The following is a 12,055-nucleotide window of genomic DNA, read 5'->3' as shown; positions in this document are numbered from 1 at the left end:
GGAGGGGGAGGGAGGGTGCTGCGGAGTCAGCGGCTGGAGTAAGGGAGCAGTGCCATCTCGCGGGCGTTCTTGATGGCCGTGGCGAGCCGGCGCTGCTGTTGCCGGCTGACGCGGGTGACGCGGCGGCTGCGGATCTTGCCGCGGTCGGAGATGAACTTCCGCAGCAGGTCGGTGTCCTTGTAGTCGATGTACGTGATGCCGGCCGCGTCGAGCGGGTTGGGTCGGTTCTTGCGTGCGACTGCGGCTTTGGTGTGGCGGGGCATGGCAGATTCCCAGGTGACGCGATGGGGGAGAGTCAGGCGACGGGGTCGAGCAGTTGGTCGAAGCCAGTGGGCCGGGGCAAGGCTTCGGGCCCGCACACCAGCTCGTCGTCGGTCAGCAGGCAGGAGTCGAGTAGGGAGGCAAGGCCCGCTCGGTCCAGATCGGGAGAGGTGAAGACGAGGTTTTGGCATCGGTCGCCGTGCTCGGGGTGCCAGTCCAGCGCGGCTGCGGCGCGGCGCTCGGCCGGCATCATCTCCCAGGCGGCGTCTGGGAGCGCGGCCATCCACGGTCCGGTGTTCTCCACGTACAGCGCTCCGCCGGCGGCGTCCCAGGCGAGCAGGTTGTCGGGGCGGTCCGCCAGCCAGAACCTGCCCCTGCTACGGGCCGCGGCGCAGCACAGATCCTCCAGGGCCGCGTAGAGGCGGCCGGCATGGAAGGGGCGGCGCCGCTGCCAGACGAGCGTGCTGACACCCGCCTCGTCGCTTTCTTGGGGGAGCCGGGCGCAGGCCGGGTGCTGTGCGGCGGCTGCCGCGTTCACGTCGAAATCGCCGATCGCGGTGGTGCCCAACTGTCCGGATTCGACGGGGATCTGGCTCGCGGTGGGGTGCAACTGCCGCAGGAGTGCCAGATCGTCGAGACCGGTGGCGGAGTCGTCGGCCACGGCGAGGACAGGGGCGTATTCGAGTTGCCGCGCGAAGGTGTCGCCGATGGTCCGCTGGTCCGTCGCGGCTGCGGCGAGCCCCGCGTCCGCGAGGTCGTCGCCATTGGTAAGGCAGGGCAGGACCAGGGTGGGGTCCACGGCGGTCACCACGTTGGCGAGCCGGAAGGCGCCGTCGCTGTGGGCGGCGACGACCTCGGCCATACCGCGGGGCTCCACCGAGTCCCACAGCTCCACGATCGCGAGGCGGGTGAGGCCGCCGTCGGCCAGCCGCTCCAGTTCGGGGACGAGGTCCTCGCGCAGGGCGCAGCAGGCGCAGTCGTTGACCAGGGGTGTCTCGCCCCACGAGGTGTCGCCTGTGGCGTCGCGGACGCTGCGGCACACGGTGCCCGTCGAACCGGCGGACAGGTCGTGGTGCAGGGCGACGCTGCCGGGTACCTCGCGCAGCAGCCGTTCGACCGTGGCACGCCGGGCATCGGAATGCAGGCCGCCGACGACGACCACGGGCATCGGTCCTTCGAGGGTCATCGGCGGCCCCCTTGCCGTCCGTAGCGGCGCTCGAAACGCTCGACGCGGCCTGCGGTGTCCAGCACGCGGGCGGTGCCGGTGTAGAAGGGGTGGCTGGCGGAGGAGATCTCGACGTCGACCACCGGGTAGGTGTGGCCGTCCTTCCATTCGATGGTCTCGCTGCTGGTCATGGTCGAGCGGGTCAGGATGGCGAAGTCACCGGCCTTGTCGCGGAAGACGACCGGGCGGTAGTCGGGGTGGATTCCAGGCTTCATGAGGTTCCCTGGGTCGGGGTGCCGGTAGGCGGGCGGGATCGGTGCGGTCAGCGCTCTTCGCGGAAGGCGACGTGGCGTCGGGCCACCGGATCGAACTTGCGCAGGACCAGTCGGTCCGGGTCGTTCCGGCGGTTCTTGCGGGTCACGTAGGTGTAGCCGGTTCCGGCGGTGGAGCGGAGCTTGATGATCGGGCGTACTTCGTTGCGAGCCATGGCGGGTAGCATACGACAATGATTTCCATTACCGGTACGCCGGTGAAGAGAAAGATGGAGGCCGCATGTCCGCCCACTGCCAGCTGACCGGAGTCCGACCGGTCTTCGGCAAGAAGATCTCCCACTCCCACCGGCGCACCCCGCGCAGGTTCGACCCCAACATCCAGAGCAAGCGCTACTGGCTGCCCAGTGAGAGCCGTCACGTCCGTCTGAAGCTGAGCGCGCGTGCCGTCAAGACCGTGGACGTCATCGGCGTCGAAGCCGCCGTCGTCCGAATCCGAGCCCGTGGGGAGCGTGTCTGATGGCGAAGCAGAGCAAGATCGCGAAGAACGAGAAGCGGAAGCAGATCGTGGCCCGCTACGCGCGACGGCGCGCCGAGCTGAAGGCCGTCCTGGTGTCCCCGTGGACGACTGGCGAGGAGAAGGCGGCGGCGCAGGCGGAACTGCGCCGTCAGCCGCGGGACGCGAGCCCGACCCGCGTGCGCAACCGCGACAGTGTGGACGGCCGCCCCCGTGGCCACCTGCGCAAGTTCGGCCTCTCCCGGGTCAACGTGCGTCAGCAGGCCCACGCCGGACAGCTGCCCGGAGTGACCAAGTCGTCCTGGTGAAACCGGGGTCGGCAGGTGGGGGTGACAGATGCGTGCCCCCATCTGCCGCGCGGCGCTCACCCGCGGCGAGGCGCCCGGAAGCGCTGAGCGCGGGCCGGAGTCTGGGCCGGCCCCTCGGCGTGGGCCCCGTGCGTGACGCCGTTACGGCATGCGCGTGGCGGGGACGCTGAGGCGTGGTTGGCCGCCCTCCAGGCGCATCCGGCCGCCTTCCAGCACCAGAACGTCGTCGGCGGCACGTTCGACCACCTGGGGGTCGTGTGTGATGAGGAGCACGCCCAGCGACCGTTCCTCGCACAGCCCGCGCACGAGATCGAGCACAGCCGCCTGGGCCACCGAGTCCAGCGCCGAGGTCATCTCGTCGCACAGCAGGACCCGGGGCTCGGCTGCCAGCGCCCGGGCGATGGCGATGCGTTGGCGTTGCCCGCCGGAGAGCCGTCCTGGTGTCCGCCGGGCGATCTCGGGTGGCAGACGGACCAGGGACAGCAGCCGCTCGACCTCCTCGTCGATCCGGTGTGCGTCCCGCATGCCCCTCAGGACGCGCAGTGGCCGCACCAGGGCTTCGCGGACCGGGTGCAGCGCATGCAGGGTCTCGGTCGGGCTCTGCGGTACCAGCTGTATCGCGGCGCGGTCGGCCGCCGCTCTCCCGCGCGCACGTCGTGGCACGGGGCGCCCGTCGAGCAGGACCGAGCCGCTCACCGGCGGGTGGAGCCCGGTGACGCAGCGCGCCAAGGTCGTCTTGCCGCTGCCGGAGGCGCCGGCGACGGCCAGACATCGGCCCGGCTGGAGAGTCAGGTCGACGTTCTCCAGTATTCGTCGGCCGCCCAGCGCCGCGGTGAGCCCCTCGACGCGCAGGACCGGTGGTGCGCCGGGGGTCGGATCCTCCGGTCGCCGGGGCGGTGGCGACGCCGCGTCGACCAGTGCCGCCCCCGCCCGCGACGCCGGAGAGGCGAGGACCCGGCCGGCCGGTGCGTCCTCCACGATGCGGCCGTCATCCAGCACCACGACCCGGTCGACCAGCCCTTCGACCGACGAGAGGTCGTGGGTGATCCACAGCAGGCCGACGCCGGCCTCGCGGACGCGCGCCAGCTCAGCACAGACCTCTTCCTTCGCTTCCGCGTCGAGCGCGGACGTGGGCTCGTCGAGCACGAGAAGCCGTGGGCCGCGAGCGAGGGCGACGGCCAGGGCCGCCCGCTGCTGCTGGCCGCCGGAGAGTTCGCCCGGGCGACGGTGCGCGAACGAGGCGGGCAGACCCACCCGGCGCAGCAGTTCCTCGGCTTCCTGGGGGTCCCGCGTCCGCAGCGCGCTGGACAGCGTGCTCGACAGACGGCGGTAGGGATTGAGGGTCGTCCCGGCGTCCTGTCCGAGGTAGGCGACGGTGCGACCGCGCAGCTCCGGGTGGGGAACGGGTAGCGTGTCGTGCCCGTCCACGCGGACCCGGCCGCCGCCCGGAGAGATGCCCGGCCGCACGTGGCCCAGGACGGAGAGCGCGAGAGTGGTCTTCCCGGAACCGGAAGCGCCGACCACGGCCAGTGCCTCACCGGCGCGTGCCGCGAGGGATATGCCGTTCAGCACCGGGCCTCGGGCCGAGTGCAGCTTCAGATTCTCGATGGCGAGCATCGCGGGCTCACTCCTCGGCTTCGGTGCGGAACACGTTGTCGGACAACAGGTTGACGCCCACGGCGAGGAAGGCGATGAGGGTCAGCGGGGCCAGCAGTGCCCAGGGCTGCAGGGCGGCACCGGGCAGTGCCTCGTGGACGAGGGTGCCCCAGTCGAACCCCGAGACGCCGACGCCCAGGAAACCGGCGGCACTGACCAGGTAGAGGGAGAAGACGAAGCGGAGCCCGGCGTCGGCGAGCACCGTGGTGGCGACGAGCGGCAGCACTTCGTGGCGCAGCACCCAGGACCACGGCTCACCCCGGGCGAGCGACAGCTCCACATGCGGTCGGCGCAGCACCGGAAGGGCGGCGGCTCGGATGACCCGGGCGGACAAGGGAGCGCCCGCCACGCACGCCGCGAGGACGACTCCCGCCCGGCTGGGTACGGCCGTGAGGACCAACAGCAGGGCGAGCATGGGCGGGAGCGCGGCGAGGGCGTCGAAGGGGCGCATCACCGCGCCCTCGGCGGCCGGCCGGCGGTGGGCGACGAGGGCCGCCGACAGGCCCACCAGGGTGCCGAGCGCCACAGTGACGGCGGTGGCGGCGACCGTGGTGAGCAGGACCGGCGGGGCCCCGAGCAGCAAGCGGGACAGCACGTCGCGGCCGAGGTGGTCGGTGCCGAGCGGATATGCCGGAGCGGGCGCCGCGTAGGGCGCCGTCACCAACTCCGTCGCGGAGTGAGGCGCGAGCCACGGCCCGGCGAGGCCGACGGCCAGGACGGCGCCGAGCAGAAGGGACAGCGCCCAGGTCCGTGTCCTGACGCGCCGCCTGACGGGGGACGTGCGGGGCCGCCGGTCGTGGAGACCACGAGGTGACGGTGCGGGGGCCTTCATACGGATCCCGTCCTTCCGACTGCGGCACCGACGAGGTCCGCAGCGATGGTGGCCAGCAGGGTGAGGCCCCCCATGAGCATCGCGAGCGCCTGCACGACCGGCAGGTCGCCGGTGCTGACGGAGGAGACCAGCACCGTGCCGATGCCGGGGTACCCGAACACGGACTCCACCAGGACTGTGCCGCCGAGCAGCCCGGCCGAGGTGATCAGCCAGATCTGGGCGGCTGAGGGCAGTACGGCGGGCAGCACACCGTGGCGCAGCACGACCCGCTCCGGGAAGCCGTTGAGCCGCATCGCCTCCACATGTGGGGCGCGCGAGGCGACCAGCGCCTGTGCCCGGACCACGCGCGTCGCGTACGCGAGGCTCACCCAGAGGAGACTGAGAACCGGCAGCACCAGTACATCCGGGTGGGCGAGCGGTGAGTCCCCGGAGGGGACCAGGGAGGTCGCCGGCAGCCAGCCCAGTTGCGCGCCCACCAGGAGGGCGAGCATGGCCGCGACCACGAACTCGGGTACGGCTGTGGTCAGAAGCAGCAGGGTGGAGCCGGTGCGGTCGGTCCGGCCGCCGGCCCGGCGGCCCAGCGCGATGCCGAGGACGAGGGAGAGGGGCACCAGGAGAAGAATGGTCAAACCGGCTAGGACCGCGGTGTTCCGCAGCCGGCCGGCGAGCATGTCGGCGACCGGTGTGCCCGTTGCCGACATGCCGAGGTTCCCGTGCAGCAGGCCGCCGGCCCACTCCAGGTAGCGCCGGGCCAACGGCTCGCCCAGTCCCAGCCGTTCGCGCGCTGTCGCCACCTGGTCCGGTGTGGAGTTCGCCCCGAGCCGGGCGGTGACGGGATCGCCTGGTAGCAGGTCGACGCCGACATAGACCACGAGAGACAGCGCTGCCAGGAGGAGCACGGCGGTCGCCAGCCGACCGCTGACATACCGGACCAGGCCCCTGGTCACGCGGTGAACCCGACCTTCCCCAGCCAGGGGTACTTCGGCGACTCGCGGTTCTCGATGCCCGTCAGTTTCGCCTTGGCCAGGCTCAGCACATCGGCGCGCCCCCAGGCGATCCAGTTCCCGCGGTCCGCCATGACCCGCTGGGCCTTGGCCCAGGCGTCGGCCCGGGCGGAATCCGAGGTGGTGGATATCGCCTCCGCCACGGCGCCCTGCAACTCCTTGTCCGGGAAAGCCAGCGTCTCGAACGCCGCCGACCGGCTGTACGCCAGTGCGAGGGAGACGGGCCCGAGGGGGAAGGAGATCGCGTCGCACGCCTTCATGCCCGCCGGGTCGTACCCCTGCGTCGTGCTCACCTTGACCAGCGAGGCGTCGAGGCCGAGTTCCTTCAGCTGTTCGACGAACAGTTCGGCCGAGGAGTTGAGCCCCGACTCGTACTCGGCCGTGCGCACCACGAAGGGCTTGCCCGTGGCACCGGCCTTCTTCAGCAGCCGCTTGGCCTTCGCCACGTCGCGCTCGGGGACAGGGACGTCGTCGAGGTAGTACTTCGCGCCGGCTCCGAACAGGTCGTTGGCGGGCTTCCCGTAGCCCAGGAAGACGGCTTTGACCAGCGCCTCGCGGTCGATGCCCAGTTTGATCGCCTCTCGCACCCGCGGGTCGGAGGGAAGGGTGCGGCCGACGTTGAGGACGAAACCGTACGTCGTGCGCAGGTCCTTGCCCGCGTCGCGGATCTGCAGGCCGGTTCCCGGTGCCCCCGCCTTCGCCGTGGCGAAGGAGATGTCCGAGGCGTAGTCGGCCTGGCCGTCCCTGACCGCGTTGACCCGGGCCTGGGCGTCGTCGACGCTGAGCAGGACGACCTTGTCGGCGGGGCCGCCGCCGTCCCAGTAGCCGTCGAAGCGCTCCAGCCGGGTCTCGGTGCCCGCCTTGAAGGACGTGAGGCGGTAAGGCCCGGTACCGACCGTGGACTTGGCGGTGAAGGAGTCGGTATTTCGCTTGATGACGTACAGGCCGGCGCCGGCGAACAGGGTGGCCGGATCGCCGACGGGCTGCCGGGTCGGCACGAGGACGGTGTGGTCGTCGTCGCCCGCCTTGGCGGAGGCGAGATCGAAGTAGGCCGACAGCTCACTCGGGGACACGCGGTCGGGAGAGGCACGGTACTTGAGCGTGTGCACGACGTCGGCGGCGGTGAAGGACGTTCCGTCGTGCCACTTCACCCCCTTTCGCAGGGTCAGCGTGCAGCGCTTGGCCTTGCTGTCGACCTCGGCAGCCGTGGCGAGCGCCGGCTTGGCCTCGCCGTCGGTGAAGGAGAACAGGGTGTCGAAAAGGACCGAGTAGCGAGCGAGGTCGCAGGGCGAGGTGCCCACGGTCGGATCGAGCGATTCGGACGCACCCGCTCCGGCGAAAGCGAGCCGTGCGGTGCCGCCGCGCCGCGCCTTGCCGGTGGGCGCGCCGGTCACAGCGGGCGCCGCGGCCTTGTCGGAGGCGCAGCCGGCGAGCGAGGGGACGCTCGCGGTGGTGACACCCAGACCGATGAGGGCGAGAACACCGCGCCGGGTCACGGAAGAAGAGGGGAAGGCAGGGCGGTGAGACATGACACTCCGAGTGCGTACGGGGCGCGTGCCCGGGGGTGCCGGACCGCCCTGAGAACGAGAGACTCATTTAGCCACACATGATAATCATGTTCAACCGGTGTCAAGTCGCGGTCGCGGCGGGGCTCAGCGGCGGCACTGCCTGTACGTGAAATCGGTACGCACAGTGCCGCGAGCACCGCCTCGGACAACCGTCGGCAGGAACAGGTGGCCCAGGGCGATCTGGGCTGAACGCACCCACACGCAAGGATGGTCGAACCATGCTCGATGATTCCCAGAGGCCTACTCCCGCACCGCAGCCTGACGCCAACCAAACGGAACGTACGGTGAGCGCTTTCAACACCGCTAGCAGCGATTTCGCCCGCCTCGGGACACACCTGTGGGAGCCCATCGGTGCCGCCACCACCGCCCGCACCGAGCCGGAAAAGGGCCAGCAGGTGCTGGACGCCTGCTGTGGCAACGGTGCCTCAGCGATTCCGGCCGCCCACTGTGTGGGCAGCTCGGGGAAGGTGGACGCCGTGGACCTCGCCGCCCCCCTGATTGAGGAGCTGCGTCACCGAGCTCGAGACCTGCCTCAACTACGCGCTCACACCGCTGATGCCATGTCCTGGACCAAGAGCGGGTACGACGTGGTTCAAGCCGCGCTGGGTATCTTCTTCTTCCCTGATATGACCGCAGGCACTGAGTATCTGATCAGTCGCCTCCGGCCGAGCGGACGCGCCGGCCTGACGATCTGGCGGCGCGGTGCCATGGAGACAGCCGCAAACCATCTGCAGGGAGCCCTGGCGCGAGTGACGGGGGCCGCCCCAGGGCAGCGGCCCGCCCACCTCATCGATCGCATCAACGACGCCCGTGCCTTTCGCACCTGGCTCACCGAACGAGGCCTGGCCGACGTCACGGTCGCTGTCCACGGATTGCGCCTGCCCCTGACCTCTGAAATCGCATGGCTGGTCATCACCGGGTCCGGGTTCGCCGGGGTGCTGCGAGGCTTGTCCGAAGAAACCACTCGCGCCGTCCGCGACGCCTACCTCGATTCCCTGGAGGAGGCCGGTGTTGACGAACTCGACGCCACGACTCTCATCGGTGTGGGAACCCGGCCCCGGTGAACAGCCAGGAGGTGGGGCCGAGAGGTCGCCTCTTTCTGCATGGGCGACCCTGGCCGTACGGAAAGCGACGTCCTGTGTGAGCGGGAGGCTCTCGCCGCGCTCCGACCGCGAAGGTGCGTGAACGCCGAGCCCGGCGGCGGTGGGGTCGGAAGCCGCCCGGCCCGGCCCCTCTCCTGGAAGCAACGCGGCCCCTCCCGCCGCCGGGCCGAGGACGCTGTGCTGTCCGAGAGGGTCACCGCTCGCCATGGGCGAGCGCACGGCACCTACGGTGCCCCGCGTATCCGTGCTGACCCGCGTGAGGTCGACGGCCTGCCGATCGGCCGCAGGCACGTCGCCCGGCTGATGCGTGCCGTCGGACTGAAGGGCGTGCACCGCCGCGCTGGCCATGGCCATCACAGCCAGAAGGCCCCGCCCCGGCCTGGTCCGGCGCGGCAACACGACGCTTGGCTTGTACCAACTATGGCCGAGTGCCGCACTTATGCCGCTATAGCGCCTCTCTTGTCGCGGCATATGCGGGCTGTCCTTGCTCTCTTGGGGTTGACAATCGTTTTCACTTGGGGCTTGTATAAGTGCCGCCCGACGGCCCCCCGGTTCGCGCCCCCCGTGCCGCTGTGGTGAGCACTTCGCTGGGCGCTGCCACCGAAGGAGGGAACACCCGTGACGGACGCCTGGTTGCGCTGCCGAACGCCCCGACACAGCCCCTCGGCCCGTCTGGTCTGCCTGCCACACGCGGGGGGCACGGCCGGTCCGTACGCGGCCTGGGGAGCAGGACTTTCCGACGACATGGAGCTGTCCGCCGTGCAGTACCCCGGGCGTGAGGACCGGCTGGCCGAACCGCCCGCCGACGACCTCGGGACGCTGGTGACCGGTCTGAGTGCGGCGCTCCTGCCTCTCACCGAGCGGCCGTTGGTGCTCTTCGGCCACAGCTTCGGAGCCGTCGTCGCCTACGAGACCGCGCGCCGGCTGACCGCGTGGGGGGCCGCCCCTGACCATCTGGTGGTTTCCGGCCGCCGTGCTCCCTCGCTGCCGGCCTGTGGCGACATGCACACCCGGCCCGACGACGATCTCGTGGCCGAGCTGGTCCGGCTGGGTGGCACCCGGGGTGACGTGCTGGCCGACTCCGCCGTCCGCGATGTCTACCTGCCCGCCGTCCGCGCCGACTTCACACTCGCGGAGACGTATCACCGTCCCGCCTCCCCGCCGCTGGGCTGCCCCGTGACCGCGGTGATCGGGCGGACCGACACCGAGGTCGACGAGGCACAGGCCCGTGCTTGGAATGCACACACCACCGGCCCGTTCGCGCTGCATGCCTTCCCGGGCGGTCACTTCTACTTCACGCCCCGCCGCGAGCCCGTCTTGCGCCTCCTCGCGGACATCACCCGCAGCACCGCGGCCACTGGTGTCCGCGCTCGACTGGAAAGCGAGAACCTGTCGTGACCCACCGCGACTTTTTCCCCGAACGCCGATCGCCCTTCATGGGTGACCCCATCGCGGTCGCCGCCGCCCTCTGCGCGGCCACCGAGGCGCCCTACCTGCTGTACGAACTGGGCGGCGCCGTCGTGTGGAGTGAGGGCGAGGCCGCGGTCGTCGAGGTGGGTGGGGCGTCCGTGCGGTCGTACGGCACCGACACCGTGGCCGTGGAGCTGCCCGCGGGGGCTCACCCGCTGTCCGACGCCGGACAACTCCTTCAGGCGCGAACCGGCGGTACCGGCTCGGCGCACGGCTGGATCTCCTTCGAGTTCGCCCACGGGCGTTTCGGGAGGGAAATGCCGGAGGCCGCCACCCTCGCCCGCTTCGTCGTGCCGGAACGAGAGATCCGGTTGACGCCGTCCGAGGCCGTACTCCGGGCCGAGAGCCCGGAGGCCCTCGACGAACTGGAGCGGCGGCTGAGTGCGGCCTTGACTTCGGCACTCACACCCGCCACCGAGCGTGTCGCCGTGGACTTGGAGGAACAGGCCGAGCCGTACCGAGCCGCCGTTACCGACGCCGTACGCGCCATCCGCGCCGGGGAGCTGGACAAGGCCATCGTCTCGCGAGGCGTGTCCGTACCGGAGGAACTGGACCTGCCGGCCACGTATGTGGCGGGGCGGCGTACCCATCTGCCGGCCCGCTCCTTCCTGTTGCGGCACGGTGGCTGGGAGGCCGCCGGGTTCAGCCCCGAGATCGTGGCCCGGGTCGACGCCGAGGGTCTGGTCACCGCGCAGCCACTGGCCGGTACGCGCGCCCTGACCGGCGACCGGGACGCGGACGCCGCCCGTCGCACCGCATTGCGGCGTGACGCCAAGGAAGTGTTCGAGCACGCGGTCTCCGTGCGCCTGGTACAGGAAGAGCTGACCGCGGTCTGCTGCCCGGAGTCGGTGCGCACCGAGGAGTTCATGGCCGTGGCGGAACGGGGGAGTGTGCAACATCTCGCGTCCCGGCTGCGGGGCCGACTGGCCCCGCAACGCGACCGGTGGGAGGCGCTCGCCGCGCTGTTCCCCGCCGTGACCGCCTCCGGGATACCCAAGCGCTCCGCGCTCGCGGTGATCCGCGGTGCGGAGCGGCGGGAACGGGGGCTGTACAGCGGAGCGGTCGTACGGCTGGAGGCCGACGGCACCCTGGACGCGGCCCTCGTGCTGCGTACGGTGCTGCGCCACAACGGCCGGACCTGGCTGCGTGCCGGTGCGGGCATCGTGGCGGACTCCGACCCGGCGCGGGAGCTTGAGGAGACCCGGGAGAAGCTGCGCGCGGTCAGCGGCCACCTCGTGCCCGCGACCGGGCCGGGCGTCTCCGAAGGCGGGACCGTGTCCGAGTCCGGGACCGTGTCCGAGGACGAAGGAACGGCAGCCGTCGAGGCCGCCGTGACCGCCTCGTGAGCCGGGCCGGGCGTCCGCTGCGGGTCGTGGTCGCCGGGACGGCCTTCGGCCGCATCTACCTGGACGCCGTCCGCAGCGACCCGGAAGCGTTCACTCTCAGCGGCATCCTCGCCAAGGGAGGTGACTACTCCCGGTGGCTGGCCGAGCAGTCCGGAGTACCGCTCCACACGGATGTCGCGGAGCTGCCCGACGACACCGACGTCCTGTGCGTCGTCGTCCGCTCGGGCGCCACCGGAGGCCCCGGCTCCGACATCGCCCGCGCGGCACTGCGTCGCGGCATGCATGTGCTCCAGGAACACCCCGTCCACGCGGAAGAGCTGGCCGACAACCTCAGAGCTGCCCGCGACGGCGGCGCCGCCTACGCCGTCGGCACCCTCTACCCCGATCTGGCGCCGGTGCGCGCCTTCCTGGCCGCAGCCGAGGTGCTGCGAGCGCGAGGGCCCCTCCGGTTCATCGACGCCGCGTGCAACAGCCAGGTCGCCTACCCCCTGCTCGACATCCTGGGCCGGGCCGCCGGGGCGCTGCGGCCCTGGGCCTTCCACGCCCAGCCGGGGGT

15 protein-coding genes are annotated in these 12,055 nt (G+C 71.4%); 7 read left to right on the top strand and 8 right to left on the bottom strand.

The features are described 5' to 3' along the window. Positions 1-26: 26 nt before the first annotated feature. From rpsR to rpmG, 4 genes are read right to left on the bottom strand one after another with little or no spacing between them, the layout of a single operon-like run. On the bottom strand, positions 27-263 hold the full coding sequence (gene rpsR, locus AB8Z75_RS21800) for a 30S ribosomal protein S18 (RefSeq protein WP_369204537.1): 237 nt from the start codon (positions 261-263) through the stop codon (positions 27-29). Between the two features lie 32 nt (positions 264-295). Next, positions 296-1,447: a GTP-binding protein gene (locus AB8Z75_RS21795; protein ID WP_369204535.1), complete on the bottom strand. Its 1,152-nt coding sequence runs from the start codon at positions 1,445-1,447 to the stop codon at positions 296-298. Then, complete coding sequence (locus AB8Z75_RS21790) at positions 1,444-1,701, bottom strand: type B 50S ribosomal protein L31 (RefSeq protein WP_242749823.1); 258 nt, start codon at positions 1,699-1,701, stop codon at positions 1,444-1,446. The genes AB8Z75_RS21795 and AB8Z75_RS21790 overlap by 4 nt, the downstream gene beginning before the upstream one ends. 47 nt (positions 1,702-1,748) lie before the next feature. After that, the gene (gene rpmG / locus AB8Z75_RS21785; RefSeq protein WP_242749822.1) at positions 1,749-1,913 is read right to left on the bottom strand and encodes a 50S ribosomal protein L33; all 165 of its coding nucleotides are present in this window, start codon (positions 1,911-1,913) and stop codon (positions 1,749-1,751) included. 65 nt (positions 1,914-1,978) lie between these two features. On the opposite strand from rpmG, the gene rpmB reads away from it, so the two are divergent. Continuing rightward, positions 1,979-2,215 carry a 50S ribosomal protein L28 gene (rpmB, locus tag AB8Z75_RS21780; RefSeq protein WP_369204533.1) on the top strand — a complete coding sequence of 79 codons (237 nt, stop codon included), beginning with the start codon at positions 1,979-1,981 and terminating at the stop codon, positions 2,213-2,215. Continuing rightward, positions 2,215-2,520 (top strand): 30S ribosomal protein S14, encoded by a 306-nt coding sequence (gene rpsN, locus AB8Z75_RS21775; protein ID WP_369204531.1) that lies wholly within the window; start codon positions 2,215-2,217, stop codon positions 2,518-2,520. Before rpmB ends, rpsN begins: the two co-directional genes overlap by 1 nt. Before the next feature lie 141 nt (positions 2,521-2,661). Here rpsN and AB8Z75_RS21770 read toward each other — a convergent pair whose 3' ends face one another. Genes AB8Z75_RS21770 through AB8Z75_RS21755 form a run of 4 tightly spaced genes read right to left on the bottom strand, consistent with a single transcriptional unit; the run spans position 2,662 to position 7,541 of the window. Beyond that, positions 2,662-4,137, bottom strand: a complete 1,476-nt coding sequence (locus AB8Z75_RS21770) for an ABC transporter ATP-binding protein (protein ID WP_369204529.1) — start codon at positions 4,135-4,137, stop codon at positions 2,662-2,664. Between the two features lie 7 nt (positions 4,138-4,144). Then, positions 4,145-5,008, bottom strand: a complete 864-nt coding sequence (locus tag AB8Z75_RS21765; protein ID WP_369204527.1) for an ABC transporter permease — start codon at positions 5,006-5,008, stop codon at positions 4,145-4,147. After that, entirely contained in the window at positions 5,005-5,955 is a 951-nt protein-coding gene (locus tag AB8Z75_RS21760) for an ABC transporter permease (RefSeq protein WP_369204525.1), read from the bottom strand. Before AB8Z75_RS21760 ends, AB8Z75_RS21765 begins: the two co-directional genes overlap by 4 nt. Beyond that, entirely contained in the window at positions 5,952-7,541 is a 1,590-nt protein-coding gene (locus AB8Z75_RS21755; RefSeq protein ID WP_369204523.1) for an ABC transporter substrate-binding protein, read from the bottom strand. Before AB8Z75_RS21755 ends, AB8Z75_RS21760 begins: the two co-directional genes overlap by 4 nt. Before the next feature lie 323 nt (positions 7,542-7,864). Here AB8Z75_RS21755 and AB8Z75_RS21750 point away from each other — a divergent pair, with 323 nt between their 5' ends. The 5 genes from AB8Z75_RS21750 to AB8Z75_RS21730 form a co-directional block, all read left to right on the top strand. Continuing rightward, positions 7,865-8,644, top strand: a complete 780-nt coding sequence (locus tag AB8Z75_RS21750; RefSeq protein ID WP_369204521.1) for a class I SAM-dependent methyltransferase — start codon at positions 7,865-7,867, stop codon at positions 8,642-8,644. Positions 8,645-8,683: 39 nt separating this feature from the next. Then, positions 8,684-9,262, top strand: coding sequence for an IS3 family transposase (locus AB8Z75_RS21745; RefSeq protein ID WP_369204519.1), 579 nt, complete (start codon positions 8,684-8,686; stop codon positions 9,260-9,262). A 39-nt stretch (positions 9,263-9,301) separates the two neighbouring features. Continuing rightward, positions 9,302-10,081: a thioesterase II family protein gene (locus AB8Z75_RS21740; RefSeq protein WP_369204517.1), complete on the top strand. Its 780-nt coding sequence runs from the start codon at positions 9,302-9,304 to the stop codon at positions 10,079-10,081. A 38-nt stretch (positions 10,082-10,119) separates the two neighbouring features. Then, a complete protein-coding gene (locus AB8Z75_RS21735; RefSeq protein WP_369204515.1) occupies positions 10,120-11,499 on the top strand; it encodes a salicylate synthase in 1,380 nt (459 codons plus the stop codon). Between the two features lie 26 nt (positions 11,500-11,525). Next, the coding region (locus AB8Z75_RS21730) for a Gfo/Idh/MocA family oxidoreductase (protein ID WP_369204513.1) at positions 11,526-12,055 on the top strand (530 nt) is incomplete at its 3' end.

Origin of the sequence: Streptomyces sp. PU-14G (genome assembly GCF_041028275.1) — a bacterium.
Lineage (GTDB): Bacteria > Actinomycetota > Actinomycetes > Streptomycetales > Streptomycetaceae > Streptomyces.
This window is presented reverse-complemented; position numbering and strand designations above follow the sequence as displayed.